The following is an 18,456-nucleotide window of genomic DNA, read 5'->3' on the forward strand; positions in this document are numbered from 1 at the left end:
ACCCTGTCGACCGGCGCGCATTCTACACGCCAGATCCAGTTTTGCAAGCCCTTCATTCAACTTAACTTATTGATTAACAAGAAGTTTTTGAAGCGCTTCATCGCTGAAGTGGCGCGCATTCTACATCCAGCAGAATGCGCGTCAAGCTTATTTTGCAGTTTTATTACTCAGCCTTGAGGGTGATACGAGCAAAGGCCTTCTTGCCGGCCTGACAGACATGAGCAGAACCCAGCTTGAACAGGAAGGTGCGATCAACCACTTCACCATCGACGCGGACGCCCCCCGAGCCCAACAGGTCGCGGGCAACCGCAGCATTTTTCACCAGGCCTGCCTTATTAAGGACGGACGAGATCGGCATATCTTCAGCCGATACCAGTTCGACCTCGGGCAGATCTTCCGGCAGCTCGCCATCCTTCATACGGTTGCCAGCGGAACGGTGAGCATTGGCCGCAGCCTCTTCACCATGAAAGCGCGCCACAAGTTCTTCGGCCAGCTTGATCTTGATATCACGCGGGTTCGCGCCCTGCTCGACATCACGCTTGAACTGCTCGATCTCCTCCATGGAGCGGAAGCTGAGCAGCTCGAAGTATCGCCACATCAGCGCATCAGGCATGGACACGAGTTTGTTGTACATCACACCCGGCGCTTCCTGGATGCCCACGTAGTTGCCCAGAGACTTGGACATCTTCTTCACGCCATCGAGACCTTCCAGCAACGGCATGGTGACGATGCACTGCGACGCTTGCCCATAGGCTCTCTGCAACTCGCGCCCCATCAGCAGATTGAACTTCTGATCGGTGCCGCCCAGTTCGACATCGGCCTTCAGCGCTACGGAGTCATAGCCCTGCACCAGCGGATAGAGAAACTCGTGAATAGCGATCGGCTGGTTGCTGCTATAGCGCTTGTCGAAGTCATCACGCTCCAGCATGCGCGCCACGGTGTACTGCGACGTCAGACGAATGAAATCAGCAGGCCCCATCTGATCCATCCAAGTGGAGTTGAAGGCCACCTCGGTCTTGGCCGGGTCGAGAATCTTGAAGACCTGCTGCTTATAGGTCTCGGCATTATCCAGAACCTGCTCACGGGTCAACGGCGGACGAGTAGTGCTCTTACCGCTAGGGTCGCCGATCATTCCGGTGAAATCCCCAATCAGGAAGATCACCTGGTGGCCGAACTCCTGGAACTGACGCAGCTTATTAATAAGGACGGTATGGCCGAGATGCAGATCTGGAGCAGTAGGGTCGAAACCCGCCTTGATCCGCAGCGGCTGACCACGCTTGAGCTTTTCGACCAGCTCAGCCTCAACCAGAACCTCTTCCGCACCGCGCTTGATCAGCGCCAGCTGCTCTTCAACCGACTTCATAAAATGACTCACAATGACCTTGTTCAAAAGGGAACCAACCATACAAGAACGCCGACAAATCACAAGTTTTGCTCAGCGTAAGGCAGACCATGCGCCGATCATCATCTGCAGGGTTGCCTCCCGGCGGTTTTGGTTATATTTTATACAGTTAGTGCATATTCATCATGCTCTTCTTTTAATCTTCATCTTTTCACTTCAAAAGCAGCCCTATGACCTCTACATCTAAAGCGCCGCCACTCTATCCAAAGACCCATATTCTTGCAGCGAGCGGCGTGGCCGCGCTGCTCAGCCTTGCCCTCCTGGTTTTTCCTTCGCGTGAAGTCGAGGCACAGAAAACCTTCATAGACCTGGATCTGGGCAACGATGCCGAGATGGTGCTGCAGGAAAAGGATGACCTCCGAGCGGGACTACCAGTACCAGGCGCCGCCTCGCCATTCGCCGAGATCGAGCAAGGCACCGACACCGCCGAAAACAGCGCACAAGATGCTGACGAAGACCTCCTAGAAACAGCTGACTCCTCTCCTCCCTCCGATCCCAACCACCACAACATCACGGTCAGTAATGGCGATACGCTTTCTACCGTGTTCGCCAAGGTCGGTCTGAGCGCCAACGATCTGCATGAGGCCCTGAACAGTAATAAAGAGGCCAAACAATTCAGCCGCCTTAAAGTGGGCCAGGTGCTGGACTTCGAACTTAACGAAGACGGCAAGCTGAAAAGCCTGCAGAGCAAACTCAGCGACCTGGAAACCATTCGCCTGAGCCGCACCGATAAAGGCTTCGATTTCCAGCGCGATCAGGTCAAGCCTGAGGTGGTCACCGCTTACAGCCGTGGCGTGATCAACAGTTCGCTGTTCCTCTCCGCCAAACGTGCAGGCCTGTCGCATAGCCTGACCATGGACCTGGCCAACGTATTTGGTTACGACATCGACTTCGCCATGGATATTCGCGAAGGGGACGAGTTCGAAGTGATCTACGAAGAGAAGGTGGTCAACGGCAAACGTGTTGGCACCGGCAATATTCTCTCGGCGCGCTTCACCAACCGCGGCAAGACTTACACCGCCGTGCGCTATACCAGCAAGCAAGGCATCACCAGCTACTACAACGCCGATGGCGAGAGCATGCGCAAGGCGTTCATCCGTACGCCGGTGGACTTCGCTCGCATCAGCTCGCGCTTCTCCACTGGGCGAAAGCACCCGATCCTGAACAAGATTCGCGCGCACAAGGGTGTCGACTATGCCGCGCCACGTGGCACGCCGATCAAGGCTGCCGGTGACGGTCGCGTAACACTGGCAGGTCGCAACGGCGGCTACGGCAACACCGTGATCATCCAGCACGGCCAGCGCTACCGCACTCTTTACGCACACATGCAGGGTTTTGCCAAAGGTGTTCGCAACGGTTCGAACGTCAAGCAAGGCCAGATCATCGGTTACATCGGCACCACCGGGCTCTCCACCGGCCCTCACCTGCACTATGAATTCCAGGTCAACGGCGTACACGTAGATCCACTCAGCCAGAAGCTGCCGATGGCCGACCCGATTGCAGCGAGCGAGAAGCAACGCTTCATGCAACTGAGCAAGCCGCTGATGGCGCGCATGGACCAGGAAAAGACCACCATGCTAGCCGCTAACCAGCAGTAAGCCGTGCCCCTCTATATTGGTGTGATGTCCGGCACCAGCCTGGACGGGCTGGACATCGCGCTGATCGATCAGGATCAGCGCCCCAAACTCCTCGCAACGCTCTACCGCCCCATGCCAGAACAACTGCGTAGCGACCTGCTGGCGCTGTGCACCTCGGGCGATGATGAGCTGGCGCGCGCAGCTATCGCAGAACAGCGCTGGGTCGAATTGGCCGCTGCCGCCATCAACGAACTCCTGCAGCAACAGAACCTGACCGCGCAACAGATTCGCGCCATCGGCAGCCATGGCCAGACCGTGCGCCATGAGCCTGCCCGCGGCTTCACCATACAGATCGGCAACCCGGCACTGCTGGCCGAGCTCACCGGGATTTGCGTGGTCGGCGATTTTCGTCGCCGCGATGTGGCAGCAGGCGGACAAGGGGCTCCCTTGGTCCCTGCTTTTCACCACGACCTGTTCGGCAACAGTCAACGTCATGTCGCCGTGCTCAATGTCGGCGGCTTCAGCAACCTCAGCCTGCTTTCACCCGGCCAGGAGGTTCTGGGATTCGACAGCGGCCCTGGTAACGTTCTACTCGATGCCTGGATTCAGTATTGCCAGGGCCTGACCTATGACCGTGACGGCGCCTGGGCATCCAGCGGCAAGGCAGACGCCGAGCTACTGTCGCGCCTATTGAGCGATCCCTTCTTCGCCACCCAGGGGCCGAAGAGTACCGGCCGCGAGCTATTCAACCTCGACTGGCTGCTTGCCCATTTGCATGGATCACCGCGCCTGGCCAACGAAGATGTACAGGCGACCCTGGTAGAACTCACCGCACACAGCATCGTCAGCGCCTTGCGCAACGCGCAAGCTCACACCGATGTCCTGCTGGTGTGTGGCGGCGGCGCTCACAACGCTTGTCTGATGAAGCGCCTGAGCGAGATGCTGCCTGGAACCGAAGTCAGCAGCACCGCAGCTGCAGGTGTTGACCCGGACTGGGTCGAAGCCATGGCCTTCGCCTGGCTGGCGCATTGCGCCCTTGAAGGCATTGCTGGCAATCGCCCGAGCGTGACCGGAGCCAGAGGCCTGCGCGTGCTCGGCGCCATCTACCCCGCCTGAAAACGAAAACGCCGCGCATAGAGCGCGGCGTCTGTCATCAGGCGAAGCATTCAGATCGAGAAGGACGACCCGCAACCACAGGTGGTGGTGGCGTTGGGGTTCTTGATCACGAAGCGCGAACCTTCCAGCCCCTCCTGATAGTCCACCTCGGAGCCCGCCAGATACTGGAAGCTCATGGCATCGACCACCAGGCTTACACCTTCACGCTCGACGATGGTGTCATCCTCGGCTACTTCCTCATCGAAAGTGAAACCGTACTGAAAGCCTGAGCAGCCGCCGCCCGTGACGAACACGCGCAACTTCAGGCGCGGATTGCCCTCTTCATCGACCAGGTTCTTCACCTTGCCGGCCGCGCCCTGGGTGAAGTGCAAGGGGGCAGGGGTGAAGGTTTCGACGCTCATTCTGGACTCCCGGCGCTATGCGCCATACTGCTTTGGGCGTGCATTATCCGCTTGCCCGACGAAATTGGTCAACTATTGCTCGATTTCCAGCGTCGCCGGAAGCTCGAGTGGCCGCTCACCATCCTTGAGGTGACAGAGGCGCCCTTCGATCTGCGCCCCCATGGCCATCTCCATCAGGCCGTAATGCAGGTTACCGCGAACCCGGGAGCGCGAGCCTAGTTCCAGATGGCCGCTGGCGAACACATCACCATTCACCTCGCCATCGATCACTATATGGGGTGCACGTATCTCACCTTCAACCAGGCCGCCCGCGCTCACGCGCACCAGACCTTCGGTAGCCAGCAGATTACCTGTGACCCGACCATCCACTTGCACCGCGCCCTGAAAGCGCATGTCGCCCACCAGCTCAGCGCCAGCGGCAATCAGGCTGGTCTTACCGCTGAAACGCTGCAAGTCGGGTTTGGTCTTGTCTTTACTCCACATGAGTGGCTATCGCTCCTGATTTTATCCATTCGAATGTACGGCTCAGCGGTTTGTCACCCTCGACCTCCGCCTGAACCTTGACCTGACGCGGCTCGAAGCCCTCAGGTAGTTGTAGTTCGCCAAAACGACCCGCCTCGGGAAAGGACTGGAAGTGCTTGAAAGAGAACGCAATGCTGCTCTCGCTGACCTCATCAGACAGCGCCGACAGCTCCAGTGCAGCCGGCTTACCGTTCTGCTGCCCTTCGATCGTAATGCGCAAACGCCCCTGCAATGCCTCATCACTGGCGCCGACTCGGCTCATCAGCAATTTGTAGCGGAATCGTAGCGGCACGTCCGTGGCTTGCAACTCAAAGGCCCGAATGCGAATGCCTTCACGACGGCTGGCAGGTGCCAGCACACCTTTGTAGAAGGCCAGGTCCTGCTGTTGCTTGAAGATCTGCTCCTCCAGCAACTTGATGGTGCGACGATTCTGCTCCATGGCTTGCTGAGTGACTTTGTCGCTACTGCCGACCACAGCCAGGCGCTGGCGCAACAGTTCCAGCTCCTGCTCCTGTTCGGCAACGCGAGTCAACAACGCATGAGGCTCCTCGGCCGTCTGCGGAGGCTGCACTTGCGACCAGTACCAACCCAGGGCAAAGGCCGCTGGCACAGCGAGCACCAGCAGCAGTTGCAGCCAGCGACGCCTGCGCTCACGGCGCGGATCGCTGAGGCGGACCTCCCAGCCCGGTATCACGGCAATAGGGCCGCGTGCGACAGGCCGAGGCGCTCGTCGAGACCGAAAAGAATGTTCATGTTCTGCACCGCCTGACCGGATGCGCCCTTGACCAGGTTGTCGATCACCGAAAGCACCACCACCAGATCGCCGCCTTGCGGACGGTGCACGGCGATGCGGCAAACATTGCCTCCGCGCACGCTACGGGTTTCCGGGTGGCTGCCCGCCGGCATGACATCGACGAACGGCTCGCCGGCGTAACGCTTCTCGAACAGCGCCTGAAGATCGACCGAGGTATCGGCCACGCGTGCATAAAGGGTCGAGTGAATGCCGCGAATCATCGGCGTCAGGTGTGGAACGAAGGTCAGACCAACGTCGCTGCCTGCTGCCTGGCGCAGTCCCTGACGAATTTCCGGGAGGTGACGATGGCCCTTCACCGAGTAGGCCTTCATGCTTTCGCCAGCCTCACAGAACAACGAACCAACGCTGGCTCCGCGGCCCGCACCGCTGACGCCGCTCTTGCAGTCGGCGATCAGGCTGCCGACATCGGCCAAGCCGGCTTCCAGCAGCGGAATCAGGCCGAGCTGAGTAGCAGTCGGGTAGCAGCCGGGTACGGCGATCAGGCGCGCGGTCTTGATCGCCTCGCGGTTGACCTCGGGCAGACCGTATACCGCCTCACTCAGCAGCTCGGGCGCGCCATGAGGCTGGCCATACCACTTGGCCCACTCCTCGGCGTCCTGCAAACGAAAATCGGCGGACAGATCGATCACTCGCGTGCCTGCGGCCAGCAGTTCACCCGCCAGCGCGTGAGCCACGCCGTGGGGGGTGGCGAAGAACACCACGTCACAGGCGCCCAACGTGGCAACGTCCGGCACGCTGAAAGCCAGATTCGGGTAGTGACCGCGCAGGTTGGGGTACATCTCATCAACGCGCAGGCCGGCCTCGGAACGGGAAGTGATCACGGCCACCTCTGCCTGCGGGTGTTGCGCCAGCAGACGCAGCAGTTCGACACCGGTGTAGCCCGTGCCGCCGACGATACCGACCTTGATCATCACATGCCCCTTTGCAAAAGCCATTGGAAAGCTGCCGATGATAAAGCCGCATCGGCCAAGCTCCAACCACGGAGGTGACGCAGGGCGTCAGCTGCCTCTACTATCGAGGCTATTTTTCAGCGCGGGAAGCGAAAATGCTCTATCTCTGGCTCAAGGCTCTGCACATCATCGCCATGGTCTGCTGGTTCGCCGGCCTGTTCTATCTACCGCGTCTGTTCGTCTATCACGCCATGAGCAGCGACGCCGCCAGCCACGAACGATTCTGCATCATGGAGCGCAAGCTGTATCGCGGCATCATGATTCCCTCGATGATCGCCACGCTGGGACTGGGCATCTGGTTACTCAGCCTCAACTCGGCGTACTACTTCACGCAAGGCTGGATGCACGCCAAGCTTACGCTGGTAGTGGCGTTGGTGATCTATCACCACCTGTGCGGAGCTCAGCTCAAGCGCTTTGCTCGCGGCGAGAACAGCCGCAGTCACGTGTTCTATCGTTGGTTCAATGAAGCCCCGGTACTGGCACTGCTGGGCATCGTCATCCTGGTCGTTGTCCGCCCCTTCTAAGGAACTCGCCATGTCTCTGCCTGCCCTGCTCGAAGAACGCCTGCGCCTGCCTTTGGTAGCTGCACCGATGTTTCTGGTGTCCAACCCGGCGCTGGTCAGCGCCTGCTGCAACAGCGGTATTGTCGGCAGCTTTCCGGCGCTGAACCAGCGCGAGAGCGCCGGTTTCGCCGCCTGGCTCGACGAGATCGAAGCCAGCCTGGCGAGCAATGCTGCACCCTACGCCGTCAACTTGATCGTGCATGACAGCAACCCACGCCTACAGGCGGATCTGGCCATCTGCGTCGAACGCCGCGTGCCGATCGTCATCACCAGCCTGGGCGCGGTGAAGGAAGTGGTCGATGCCGTGCACAGCTACGGCGGCCTGGTGTTCCATGACGTGACCACCCGCCGCCATGCCGAAAAAGCTGCAGAGGCTGGCGTGGACGGCCTGATCGCCGTGGCAGCTGGCGCGGGCGGCCACGCCGGCACCTGGAGCCCCTTCGCCCTGCTGGCCGAGATTCGTCAGTTCTTCGACAAGACCGTGCTGCTGTCAGGCTGCCTCAACCACGGCCACGAGATCCTCGCTGCACAACTGCTCGGCGCCGACCTGGCCTATATGGGCACCCGCTTTATCGCCACCCAGCAAAACAATGCCTCCGAAGACTACAAGCACATGATTCTCGGCGCCCGGGCCGCCGATATCATCCATACGCCGGCTGTGTCCGGTGTACCGGCAAGCTTCATGCGCCAGAGCCTGGAACAGGCCGGCTACGACTTGAAGCAGCTGCAGAACAAGGCCGATATCAACTACGGCGAGAAGCTCAAGCCGATGGATGAAGAAGCCAAGGCCTGGAAGACCGTCTGGTCGGCCGGCCAGGGGGTCGGTGGCATTGACGACCTGCCATCGGTGGAGGAGCTGATAGCGCGTCTCGACCGCGAATATCGCGCCGCACTCTCGCTCAGTCAGCAGTTGGGGCAATACTGGCCGCGATGAAACGCCGCCACCTGCTCGGTCTGAGCGCGCTAGGCCTACTCGGCGGTTGGGCGCTGCGTCCAACTGATCACGGTCGTGAGCATGACGCCTACTTCGCCGAGCTCAACCGGCAGTTGCAGCGCGATAGCGAGGGAATCCCGACCCTGCTGCTCGACCTTGATCGCCTAGACGCCAACGCCGACCTGCTGGCCGCAAGACTGGGCGACCGCCTCCAGCTGCGCCTGGTCGCCAAGTCGCTGTCCAGCACCGGCCTGCTGGAATACCTGGCCAAGCGCCTGCAGACCCAGCGCTTCATGGTCTTTCATCAGCCGCAACTGAATCGCCTGGCCAGGAGCTTTCCCCAGGCCGACCTGCTGCTTGGCAAACCCATGCCGGTTGCCGCTGCGCTGAATTTCTATCGCCAGCTTGCGCACCATCTGGATTTCGATCCCGACCGCCAGGTGACCTGGCTGATCGACAGCCAGCAGCGCCTGATGCAATACGGTGAATTGGCCAAGGCGCTGGGGCGACCGCTGCGCATTGCGCTGGAAATCGACGTCGGCCTGGAGCGCGGCGGTTTCGCCACCCCGCAGGCGCTGGCTCAGGCGCTGCTGCAACTTCGTCAACTGCCGGCACTGCGTCTGCAGGGGCTGATGGGATATGACGCGCATGTCGCACACAGCCCGCCCTGGCAGAATCAGTTACGCGCATTCAGCGAGACCGATGAGCGCTATCGACTATTGATCAGCAGCGCTCAGGGGTTCAGCGATCTTTGGCCAACAAAGCCACTGCTCAACGGTGCCGGCAGCCTGACCTACCTGCTGCACAGCCAGCAGGAGACTTCGCTCAATGAAGTCGCTGTCGGCTCAGCCCTGCTCAAGCCCGCGGAGTTCGACACGCCACTGCTCAAGGAGCATCAGCCCGCCCTGTGGATCGCCAGCCCCGTGCTCAAGGCGGTCGACGGCGCCCTGCCCTATCTGCAACCGCTGCAACCTTTGATCAGTGCCTGGAACCCCAACCGAGAGCATGCGTACTACCTCTATGGCGGTCGCTGGCCGGCGCAGCCTGTTTCACCTGCGGGGCTCGACTACGACGACCTGTATGGCCGTAGCGCCAATCAAGAGCGCCTGATCGGTGGTAACGGTACACAACTGACGAGCAACGACTGGGTATTTCTGCGCCCAGCGATCAGCGAAGGCGTGTTGGGTGATTTCAGCGAAATACGTCTACTACGCCGCGGCCAACTGGTCGGCCGCTGGAGCACAATAGGCAATGCCTGAAAAATGCCTGCCCATGGCGCTTCAGGCCGCTTGTATATTGGCCTCGCGGCACTCTAGGCTTATGCCTCGCCCGCATTGACCGGGCACTTTGCTCCCCCCACCCTTCCCGCCGACAAGGAAGCTCGCATGAACCCACCGCGTTACAAGATCGTGTTCGACGGCCAACTGATGCCCGAGGCGTCGTTGGAACTGGTCAAGACAAACCTGGCCCGCCTGTTCAAGAGCGACCTTGCTCGTATCGACAGTCTGTTCAGCGGAACGCCGGTGGCGCTCAAGCGTGATCTGAGCGAAAGCGAAGCAGAGCAGTACCTCAGCGCCCTGCAGAAGGCGGGGGCCAAGGTGCGCAGGGAGCTGGATCAGGCTGCGAGCCTGAGCTTGGTGCCGACCGAGGCTGAAACCGAGCAGGCTGCGGACGCGGCCACACCGCACATGACCTGTCCCAAATGTGGTCATCAGCAGGCCAAGGCGAGCGAGTGCTCCGCCTGCGGCATCATCATCGAGAAATACCTCGCGCGTCAGGCTCAACTGGCCGAAGCTGCTCCAGCCACAGCCACAGCGCCTGCCACAGCGACTGCATCGCCCTATGCGCCGCCACAGGCGAATGTCGCCGAACAATTGCCGCAGTACTCCGAGCTCAAGGTCCTCGGCGTCAGCGGCCGGATCGGCCGCGTGCGTTACCTCGGCTGGCTGATGGCGATGACATTGTGCTTCATCCCGATCATGTTGATCGGTACCGGCATTGCAGCGATGTCCTCGACCCTGGCCATGCTGGCGCTGGGCATCGTCAGTATTGCCGCGGTGGTGATCGGTATCTTCATCGGCGTGCAGCGTCTGCATGATATCGGTTGGTCCGGCTGGTTGCTGCTGGTGCACCTGATCCCGGTAGTCGGCAGCGTGTTCGCCCTGCTGATGCTGATCATCCCGGGCACTCAAGGCGTCAACCGCTACGGCCCGCCACCGCCCCCCAACAGCACCGCAGTCAAGGTACTGGCCTGGTTGTTCCTGCTCATCCCCATCAGCGGCATCGTCGCTGCCATCGCCATTCCCCAGTATCAGGGCTATGTCGAGCGCGCCGCCGAGTATCAGGAGCAGTAATTCCCGACCATGCGCAGCTATGCATTGATCACCGGCGCGTCCAGCGGCATTGGCCTGGCCTTGGCCGAAGCCCTGGCACGCCGGGGGCGCAACCTCATCCTGGTGGCGCGCCGGCGTGATGCGCTGGAAAGCATCGCCTGCGAGCTGGCCCAGCGCTTCGGGGTAGAGGTGCTGTTTCGACTCTGCGACCTGAGCGAGCCGCTGCAACTGTCCGGTCTGTTGCTGGAGCTGGAAGAGGGCCAATGGCACGTCGACCTGCTGGTGAACAACGCCGGCCTTGGCTGCGCTGGCTCGTTCCTGGAGCAGGACTGGAGTCGCGAGCTGGAGCAACTGGAAGTCAACGTGCTGGCATTGACCCGCCTGTGTCACGCACTCGGTCAGCGCATGGCCGAGCACGGCAGCGGGCAGATTCTCAACGTCGCCTCGGTCGCTGCCTTTCAGCCCGGCCCCTGGATGAGCAGCTACTACGCCAGCAAGGCCTATGTACTGAACTTTTCCGAGGGTTTGCGCGAGGAGCTGAGAGCCCGCGGCGTGCGTGTATCAGTACTCTGCCCTGGCCCGACCCACAGCGCCTTCTTCCGCGCGGCGCAGATGGACGTCGCGCGGATCGCCGGCAGCAAGCTGACGATGAGCGCCGAGGAGGTCGCGCTGATCACGGTTCGCGCACTGGAAAAGAACCGCGCCATCATCATCCCTGGCTGGCGCAACCGCCTGCTGGCCCTGAGTCCACGTCTCGGACCGCGCTGGCTGGTGCGCAAGCTCAGTGGTCGTCTGACCCGCCCCTTCACCAGCGCCTGATCGGCTGTTCAGCCGGCATTGACCGTCCGCCCATCGGCCCACTCCCGCAGCGCCATCAATCGCTCGGCCATTACCACCGACAGCGGCGCCGTGCTTTGTAGTGCGCGTAGCAGCAACCCCTGATCGACCGCCTGCTGCTGCGCCTGACCTGCGTAGAGCGCGCTGACCACCGCCTGCTCGATCTCGGCGCCGGAGTAGCCCTCGCTGGCAGCAGCCAGTTGTGCGAGATCGAAACTGCCTGGCTCCAGTTCACGGCGCTGCAGGTGGATACGGAAGATGTCAGCCCGCACCTCGGCACTGGGAAGGTCGACGAAGAACAGTTCGTCGAAGCGCCCCTTGCGTACCAGCTCGGGCGGCAGACGGTCAATGGCATTGGCCGTGGCCACCACGAACACTGGCGCCTTACGCTCGGCCATCCAGGTCAGCAGGGTGCCGAGTACCCGCTGGCTCACACCGCCATCGTGGTCGCCACTGGCAAGCCCTTTTTCCACCTCGTCCATCCACAGCACGCAGGGTGCCATCTGTTCGGCCAGACGCAGCGCCTCGCGCAGGTTGCGCTCGGTCTCGCCGAAGAACTTGTTGTACAGGCAGGCGAAATCCAGACGCAGTAGCGGCAAGCCCCAGAGTCCGGCCACTGCCTTGGCCGCCAGGCTCTTGCCGCCGCCCTGTACCCCGACCAGCATCACGCCTTTCGGCGCATCGAGGAGCTTGCCTTCGAGAAAGCCAGCCTGGCGCTCAGCCAGCCAGCGCTTGAGATTGACCAACCCGCCGACTTCGGCGAAGCGTGCGGTGTCGTATTCGAAGCTGAGCACGCCCTCCAGATCCAGCAACTGGAACTTGGTCTTGTTCAGTTCGGGGATGTCTTCCTGAGTGATCGCGCCGTCGTCGCAGATCACGTTGCGCGCCAGCGCGCGTGCCTCGGCATGGCTGAGGCCACGCAGGTTCTTCACTACCTGCTGCAATGTACGGTTGTCGGTGCGCACGCGGGCGCCGCGATTGCCTTCGCTCCAACGCGTCGCTTCATCACGCACGATGCCCAGCAGTTCGTCTTCCGACGGCAGCGCGAGACTAAAACGGGCGGCGAAACGCTGCACTTCAGCAGGCAGCTTGAGCGCATGCGACACCAGCACCAGCGTCGGCTTGTGCGCTGCCTCGCTCATGGCGATTTCCTTGAGCAAGCGCACCAACCTGGGGTTGTCATCAAGGAAGGGATGCAGATCACACATCACGTAGAGATTCGGCTGCAGATCGGCCTTGATCATGCGCAGCGCCGCTTCCGGCTCAAGGGTCGGAGACTCGTCCACCGACGCGCCACCGAAGCCCAGGCGCTGCAGGCCCTCGGTCACTGACCAGGTATGCAGACCGAGACCGCGCTTGATCGCCAAACCGGTCAGGGTTTCCAGCACGCGCAGCTCGTCCCAGGACTCGATCACCACCAGCTTGACCTTGGAGTCCAGCACCAGCCCAAGATCATGAATATCGTTCTTCAACACCGACTCCTTGTGAGATTTGGCCAGCCAGGCACGCAGGGTTACCATCCGCGGTTTCACAGAATCGAGAACTTACAGCATGGGCCGCCTGAACACGCAGATCGTCGCCGGAGGCATCACGCCGTGCAAGTGCTGAACGCGCGTCACGTCACAGTATCCATGGCCATCGCAGCCGGCCTGCTGGTCAACCTGCCGGCCGTCGCCATCGAAACCATCAGCGACCCGTTGCCCGGCGGTGCCCTAGGCCCCGAGATGGTGGTGATTCCGGCTGGAGAGTTTCGTATGGGCGATGCCAGCGGTCGCGGCAATGACAACGAGCGCCCGCCACGGGCGATTGCGTTCGATCAACCGTTCGCCATCGGCCGCTACGAGGTCACCTTCGCCGACTGGCAGAAGTACGCCGACGCCAACGAATTGCCCATGCCTGACAACGAGGGCTGGGGCCTTTCGGCGCAGCGCCCGGTGATTCATGTGTCCTGGCGCGACGCTCACGCCTACACCCAGTGGTTGTCACGCGAGACAGGCGCGCGCTATCGCCTGCCGACCGAAGCCGAGTGGGAGTATGCGGCACGTGGCGGCAGCCAGAGCTACTACTGGTGGGGCGACCAGCTCGACAGTAGCGAGCAGGCGCCACGCGCTCACTGCCGCGGCTGCGCCAGCTCGCGCCTGTTACGCAACAAGACGGCAGCTGTCGGCCAGTTCCCGGCCAACGGCTTCGGCTTGCATGACACCGCGGGCAATGTCTGGGAATGGACGGCCTCGAACTTCACCCAGCGCTTCGATGGTAGCGAAACGCAGAGTGCCAGCTTGCTCGACAACAGCCCGCGCGTGGTGCGAGGCGGCGCCTGGAACAGCGGTCCGGTCTATCTGCGCAGCAGCATGCGCGACCTCAAGCAACCGCATCACCGCGACTATGCGCTGGGGTTTCGCGTGCTGCGCGAGCTGCCCTGAGCGCGGACGATCTGGCGACTTTGCAGTAAACTAGTCAGGTTGTTTCTTCTGGAGGTGCCTCATGGCTAGCGAACGCCAGTATTCCCCCGTCGACCGCCTGCTGCTGCAAGCCGATGCTGCGCTGCGCACGCTGCTGCCATTCAGCGGTGCCTCGGGCCGCCCCTCGCCCGCCATCGTGCAGAACGATAGCGAGCTGAGCAGCGAGGAGTCGCGCCACGTAGCCGGCCTGATGCGCATCAACCACACCGGCGAGGTCTGCGCCCAGGCGCTCTATCAGGGTCAGGCGCTGACCGCCAAGCTGCCGGAAGTACGCAGTGCCATGGAGCATGCGGCCGACGAGGAAATCGACCACCTGGCCTGGTGCGAGCAGCGCATCCGCGAACTGGGTAGCCACCCGAGCGTGCTGAACCCGCTGTTCTATGGCCTGTCCTTCGGTGTGGGCGCCGTCGCCGGCCTGGTCAGTGATCGCGTCAGCCTGGGCTTCGTCGCCGCCACTGAAGATCAGGTGTGCAAACACCTGGATGAGCATCTGGAACAACTACCCGAGCACGACACCAAGTCGCGCGCGATTCTCGAGCAGATGCGCGTCGACGAACAGCAACATGCCAACAGTGCCATGGCAGCCGGCGGCGTGCGTTTCCCGGCACCAGTCAAGTTCGGCATGACCTTGCTGTCGAAGGTCATGACCAAGAGCACCTACCGCATCTGAAACGAACGAGGGCGCCAATCGGCGCCCTCGTCATTTCCAGCGGACCTCAGCCCAGCTCAACGATTTCGTAGTCGTGACTGATGTCCACACCGGCACGGCCCAGCATGATCGAGGCCGAGCAGTACTTCTCCGCCGACAGTTCCACCGCCCGCTTCACCTGAGCCTCTTTCAACCCACGGCCCTTGACCACGAAGTGCAGGTGGATCTTGGTGAATACCTTGGGCTCCTCGCCTGCACGCTCGGCATCGAGGAACACTTCGCAGCTTTCGACCGGCTGGCGGCCCTTGCGCAGAATGCTGACCACATCGAAGTTGCTGCAGCCACCGAGGCCAATCAACAGCATCTCCATTGGCCGAACACCAAGGTTACGCCCACCGGCATCGGGCGGGCCGTCCATCACCACGGCATGGCCACTACCGGACTCGCCGAGGAACAGAGCTTCACCGGCCCATTGCACACGCGCTTTCATCGTTCTTGGCTCCCAGAGTGGAAAAGTCCGGCAGATTAGCACAGCCGGGCGGCAGTCCGATGTGCGTCAATTACGCTAAAGTTCCGCCGGGTTATGTTACCCAGGTCGCAAAAAAGACCCCACTCATAGCGTGTCTGTTAAGCTGACGTCGGATTGCTGGCACACTTGCTGGATAACAAATAAGAAATTGCCGTTGGACAAAGGCCTTCATTTTTCATATTCGGGACTCGGGCATGGTTGCTATTACCCTTACACCTAAAATCAAGAACCTCGACAAGCTTCTTGCACATTGTCATCGCCGTCGTTACACAGCCAAAAGCACCATCATCTATGCAGGTGATCGCTGCGAAACCCTGTTTTTCATCGTCAAGGGCTCGGTCACCATCCTCATCGAGGATGACGACGGGCGTGAAATGATCATCGCCTATCTCAACTCTGGCGATTTTTTCGGCGAGATGGGGCTGTTCGAGAAGGATGGTTCAGAGAAAGAACGCAGCGCCTGGGTGCGCGCCAAGACCGAATGCGAAGTAGCGGAAATCAGCTACGCCAAGTTCCGCGAACTGACTCAGCAAGACCCTGAAATCCTGTTCGCCCTCGGTAGCCAGATGGCCGAGCGCCTGCGCAATACCACGCGCAAGGTCGGCGACCTGGCCTTCCTCGATGTAACCGGTCGCGTCGCGCGCACTCTGCTCGACCTGTGCAAGCAGCCAGACGCCATGACCCATCCGGATGGCATGCAGATCAAGATCACCCGCCAGGAAATCGGTCGCATCGTCGGCTGCTCACGCGAGATGGTCGGCCGTGTACTCAAGTCGCTTGAGGAACAGGGACTGGTGCACGTCAAAGGCAAGACCATGGTGGTCTTCGGCACCCGCTGAAACCAGCCCAATAAAAAGCCGGCTTGATCGCCGGCTTTTTCATGCGTGCTATTCGGGATCGGTGCCGATCACGGCTGGCCGTCCGCGCTCGGGAAAGAACAGGCGCTGCAATTCACTGCCGGGACTTTCCGCGCGCATGAAGGCTTCGCCGACGAGGAAGGCGTAGACCTCGTTGATCTCCATCAGCTCAACATCGGCGCGATTGAGAATGCCACTCTCGGTGACCACCAGGCGGTCACGCGGAATGCGTGGCAGCAGGTCGAGGGTGGTTTCCAGGCTGACATCGAAGGTATGCAGGTTGCGGTTGTTGATCCCCACCAGTGGTGTGTCCAACGTATTCAGCACCCGCTCCAGTTCGGCGCCGTCATGCACCTCGACCAGCACGTCGAGGCCGACATCCTTGGCAACAGAGGCCAGCTCGGCCATGCGCACGTCATCCAGGCAGGACACGATCAGCAGCACGCAGTCGGCGCCCAGTGCGCGAGCTTCGACGATCTGGTACGGATCGACCATGAAATCCTTGCGGATCACCGGCAGCGCACAGGCCGCGCGGGCCTGTTGCAGGTACTGGTCGGCGCCCTGAAAGAAATCGATATCGGTCAGCACCGACAGGCAGGTGGCGCCACCTGCCTCGTAGCTGCGGGCGATATCTGCCGGGACGAAGTCGGCGCGCAGCACACCCTTGCTCGGCGAAGCCTTCTTGATCTCGGCGATCACCGCCGGCTGCTTGCGCGCCGCCTGCTCCAGCAGCGCGCGGGCGAAGCCTCGCGGAGCGTCGGCACCGCGTGCAGCAGCCTCGACCTCGGCCAGGCTGACCTGGGCACGGCGCGCGGCCACTTCCTCGAACTTACGGGCGACGATCTTCTCCAGTACGGTTGGTACGCTCACCCTTCGTTCTCCTGTTTGAATACCGCGGTAAAGGACACCAGCTCCTCCAGTTTCTCGCGCGCCAAGCCGGTGTGCAGGGCGTCGTGCGCCAGTTGCATGCCTTCACGCAGGCTGCTGGCATGGTCAGCCGCGTAGAGTGCAGCGCCAGCATTGAGCACGATCATGTCGGCAGCCTTCTGGCCATTATCTGTCTTGCGCCGGCCGAGGGCGTCGCGAATCAGTTCCAGCGACTGTTCGGCATTGTCGACGGTCAGCCCGATCAGGCTCTGGCTCTTGATGCCGAAATCTTCGGGCTGGATACGGTACTCGCTGACCACGCCATTCTTCAGCTCGGCGACGAAGGTCGGCGCGGCCAGGCTGATTTCGTCCAGACCGTCCTGCGCGTGCACCACCAGCACGTGCTCGCTGCCCAGACGCTGCAGCACTTCGGCCATCGGCCGGCACAGCGCCTGGCTGAACACACCGATGACCTGATGCTTGGCGCCCGCCGGGTTGGTCATCGGGCCGAGCATGTTGAAAATGGTGCGCAGGCCCAGCTCGCGACGCGGGCCAATGGCATGCTTCATCGCGCCGTGATGCGACGGGGCGAACATGAAGCCGACCCCGACACTTTCGACGCAGCGCGCCACCTGCTCGGGCTTCAACCCCAGGTAGACGCCAGCCGCCTCCAGCAGATCGGCGCTGCCGCTCTTGCCGGACACCGCACGGTTGCCGTGCTTGGCCACCTTGCCGCCCGCCGCCGCGACGACGAAGGCCGCCGCGGTGGAGACGTTGAAGATGTTCATGCCGTCGCCACCGGTGCCGCAGGTGTCGACCAGGCGCTCGGCGTCGATTTCCACTGGCGAGGCCAGCTCACGCATGACGCTGGCGGCACCGACGATCTCGTCGATGGTCTCGCTCTTCATGCGCATGCCCATGAGAAAGGCGCCGATCTGCGCATCGGTGCACTGACCGGTCATGATCTCGCGCATCACCGCCTGCATTTCCTCGGTGGTCAGATCCAGCTGGGCGACGATGCGGTTGAGGGCTTCCTTGATATTCATGCGCGCACGCCTCCGGTCTGCTTGAGGAAGTTGGCGAACAGTTCGTGGCCCTGCTCGGTGAGAATGGATTCGGGGTGGAACTGCACGCCTTCGATATTCAAAGTCTTGTGGCGCAGGCCCATGATCTCGTCGACCGAGCCGTCTTCATGCTGGGTCCAGGCAGTGATTTCCAGGCAATCCGGCAGGGTTTCGCGCTTGACCACCAGAGAATGATAGCGGGTCACGGTGAGCGGGTTGTTGAGGCCGGCGAATACGCCCTTGTCTTCGTGGAACACCGGGCTGGTCTTGCCATGCATCACCTGGCGCGCGCGCACCACATCGCCGCCGTAGGCCTGGCCGATGCTCTGGTGACCGAGGCAGACGCCGAGGATCGGCAGCTTGCCAGCGAAATGCAGGATGGACTCGATGGATACCCCCGCTTCGGTCGGCGTGCACGGGCCGGGCGAGACGACGATGCGCTCGGGCTTGAGCGCTTCGATTTCGCCGATGGTCAGTTCGTCGTTGCGAATCACGTGAACATCGGCGCCCAGCTCACCCAGATATTGCACGACGTTGTAGGTGAAGGAGTCGTAGTTGTCGATCATCAAAAGCATGGTA

20 protein-coding genes are annotated in these 18,456 nt (G+C 61.6%); 10 read left to right on the plus strand and 10 right to left on the minus strand.

The genetic code is table 11. From position 1 onward, the window contains the following. Window positions 1–163: 163 nt before the first annotated feature. Window positions 164–1,363 carry a tyrosine--tRNA ligase gene (tyrS, locus tag CDO35_RS16605; RefSeq protein WP_099525799.1) on the minus strand — a complete coding sequence of 400 codons (1,200 nt, stop codon included), beginning with the start codon at window positions 1,361–1,363 and terminating at the stop codon, window positions 164–166. 209 nt (window positions 1,364–1,572) lie between these two features. Between tyrS and CDO35_RS16610 the strand changes: the two genes are divergently transcribed. Beyond that, on the plus strand, window positions 1,573–3,000 hold the full coding sequence (locus tag CDO35_RS16610) for a peptidoglycan DD-metalloendopeptidase family protein (protein WP_099525800.1): 1,428 nt from the start codon (window positions 1,573–1,575) through the stop codon (window positions 2,998–3,000). A gap of 3 nt (window positions 3,001–3,003) precedes the next feature. Continuing rightward, entirely contained in the window at window positions 3,004–4,095 is a 1,092-nt protein-coding gene (locus CDO35_RS16615) for an anhydro-N-acetylmuramic acid kinase (protein WP_099525801.1), read from the plus strand. A 50-nt stretch (window positions 4,096–4,145) separates the two neighbouring features. On the opposite strand, the gene erpA is transcribed toward CDO35_RS16615, so the two are convergent. The 4 genes from erpA to argC form a co-directional block, all read right to left on the minus strand. After that, window positions 4,146–4,496, minus strand: a complete 351-nt coding sequence (gene erpA / locus CDO35_RS16620; RefSeq protein WP_099525802.1) for an iron-sulfur cluster insertion protein ErpA — start codon at window positions 4,494–4,496, stop codon at window positions 4,146–4,148. Between the two features lie 72 nt (window positions 4,497–4,568). Then, window positions 4,569–4,979 carry a bactofilin family protein gene (locus tag CDO35_RS16625; protein WP_099525803.1) on the minus strand — a complete coding sequence of 137 codons (411 nt, stop codon included), beginning with the start codon at window positions 4,977–4,979 and terminating at the stop codon, window positions 4,569–4,571. Then, window positions 4,969–5,712, minus strand: coding sequence for a DUF6776 family protein (locus CDO35_RS16630; RefSeq protein WP_243699102.1), 744 nt, complete (start codon window positions 5,710–5,712; stop codon window positions 4,969–4,971). Before CDO35_RS16630 ends, CDO35_RS16625 begins: the two co-directional genes overlap by 11 nt. Further along, window positions 5,709–6,743 (minus strand): N-acetyl-gamma-glutamyl-phosphate reductase, encoded by a 1,035-nt coding sequence (gene argC / locus CDO35_RS16635; RefSeq protein ID WP_099525804.1) that lies wholly within the window; start codon window positions 6,741–6,743, stop codon window positions 5,709–5,711. The genes CDO35_RS16630 and argC overlap by 4 nt, the downstream gene beginning before the upstream one ends. A gap of 134 nt (window positions 6,744–6,877) precedes the next feature. Here argC and hemJ point away from each other — a divergent pair, with 134 nt between their 5' ends. The 5 genes from hemJ to CDO35_RS16660 all read left to right on the plus strand — a co-directional run bounded on the left by hemJ (window position 6,878) and on the right by CDO35_RS16660 (window position 11,431). Continuing rightward, window positions 6,878–7,306, plus strand: a complete 429-nt coding sequence (gene hemJ, locus CDO35_RS16640) for a protoporphyrinogen oxidase HemJ (protein ID WP_017675639.1) — start codon at window positions 6,878–6,880, stop codon at window positions 7,304–7,306. A 10-nt stretch (window positions 7,307–7,316) separates the two neighbouring features. After that, window positions 7,317–8,279 carry an NAD(P)H-dependent flavin oxidoreductase gene (locus CDO35_RS16645; RefSeq protein WP_099525805.1) on the plus strand — a complete coding sequence of 321 codons (963 nt, stop codon included), beginning with the start codon at window positions 7,317–7,319 and terminating at the stop codon, window positions 8,277–8,279. Then, window positions 8,276–9,538, plus strand: coding sequence for an alanine racemase (locus CDO35_RS16650; protein ID WP_099525806.1), 1,263 nt, complete (start codon window positions 8,276–8,278; stop codon window positions 9,536–9,538). The genes CDO35_RS16645 and CDO35_RS16650 overlap by 4 nt, the downstream gene beginning before the upstream one ends. Window positions 9,539–9,664: 126 nt before the next feature. Continuing rightward, the gene (locus CDO35_RS16655; protein ID WP_099525807.1) at window positions 9,665–10,633 is read left to right on the plus strand and encodes a DUF805 domain-containing protein; all 969 of its coding nucleotides are present in this window, start codon (window positions 9,665–9,667) and stop codon (window positions 10,631–10,633) included. 9 nt (window positions 10,634–10,642) lie between these two features. Further along, window positions 10,643–11,431, plus strand: a complete 789-nt coding sequence (locus CDO35_RS16660; RefSeq protein ID WP_099525808.1) for an SDR family NAD(P)-dependent oxidoreductase — start codon at window positions 10,643–10,645, stop codon at window positions 11,429–11,431. An 8-nt stretch (window positions 11,432–11,439) separates the two neighbouring features. Here the strand turns inward: CDO35_RS16660 and CDO35_RS16665 are convergent, their stop codons facing one another. Continuing rightward, entirely contained in the window at window positions 11,440–12,921 is a 1,482-nt protein-coding gene (locus tag CDO35_RS16665; protein ID WP_099526050.1) for an AAA family ATPase, read from the minus strand. A gap of 123 nt (window positions 12,922–13,044) precedes the next feature. On the opposite strand from CDO35_RS16665, the gene CDO35_RS16670 reads away from it, so the two are divergent. Next, window positions 13,045–13,872 (plus strand): formylglycine-generating enzyme family protein, encoded by an 828-nt coding sequence (locus CDO35_RS16670; RefSeq protein ID WP_099525809.1) that lies wholly within the window; start codon window positions 13,045–13,047, stop codon window positions 13,870–13,872. A 61-nt stretch (window positions 13,873–13,933) separates the two neighbouring features. Beyond that, window positions 13,934–14,581 (plus strand): 2-polyprenyl-3-methyl-6-methoxy-1,4-benzoquinone monooxygenase, encoded by a 648-nt coding sequence (coq7, locus tag CDO35_RS16675; RefSeq protein WP_099525810.1) that lies wholly within the window; start codon window positions 13,934–13,936, stop codon window positions 14,579–14,581. 46 nt (window positions 14,582–14,627) lie between these two features. Here the strand turns inward: coq7 and CDO35_RS16680 are convergent, their stop codons facing one another. Next, on the minus strand, window positions 14,628–15,050 hold the full coding sequence (locus CDO35_RS16680; protein ID WP_017675647.1) for an OsmC family protein: 423 nt from the start codon (window positions 15,048–15,050) through the stop codon (window positions 14,628–14,630). Between the two features lie 233 nt (window positions 15,051–15,283). On the opposite strand from CDO35_RS16680, the gene crp reads away from it, so the two are divergent. Further along, window positions 15,284–15,928 (plus strand): cAMP-activated global transcriptional regulator CRP, encoded by a 645-nt coding sequence (gene crp / locus CDO35_RS16685; protein ID WP_017675648.1) that lies wholly within the window; start codon window positions 15,284–15,286, stop codon window positions 15,926–15,928. 48 nt (window positions 15,929–15,976) lie between these two features. Here crp and trpC read toward each other — a convergent pair whose 3' ends face one another. Genes trpC through CDO35_RS16700 form a run of 3 tightly spaced genes read right to left on the minus strand, consistent with a single transcriptional unit; the run spans window position 15,977 to window position 18,452 of the window. Continuing rightward, the gene (gene trpC / locus CDO35_RS16690) at window positions 15,977–16,816 is read right to left on the minus strand and encodes an indole-3-glycerol phosphate synthase TrpC (protein WP_099525811.1); all 840 of its coding nucleotides are present in this window, start codon (window positions 16,814–16,816) and stop codon (window positions 15,977–15,979) included. Beyond that, the gene (gene trpD / locus CDO35_RS16695) at window positions 16,813–17,859 is read right to left on the minus strand and encodes an anthranilate phosphoribosyltransferase (protein WP_099525812.1); all 1,047 of its coding nucleotides are present in this window, start codon (window positions 17,857–17,859) and stop codon (window positions 16,813–16,815) included. Before trpD ends, trpC begins: the two co-directional genes overlap by 4 nt. Further along, window positions 17,856–18,452 (minus strand): aminodeoxychorismate/anthranilate synthase component II, encoded by a 597-nt coding sequence (locus CDO35_RS16700; protein ID WP_099525813.1) that lies wholly within the window; start codon window positions 18,450–18,452, stop codon window positions 17,856–17,858. The genes trpD and CDO35_RS16700 overlap by 4 nt, the downstream gene beginning before the upstream one ends. Window positions 18,453–18,456: the final 4 nt, after the last annotated feature.

The sequence above is a fragment of the Pseudomonas sediminis genome (assembly GCF_002741105.1).
Lineage (GTDB): Bacteria > Pseudomonadota > Gammaproteobacteria > Pseudomonadales > Pseudomonadaceae > Aquipseudomonas > Aquipseudomonas sediminis.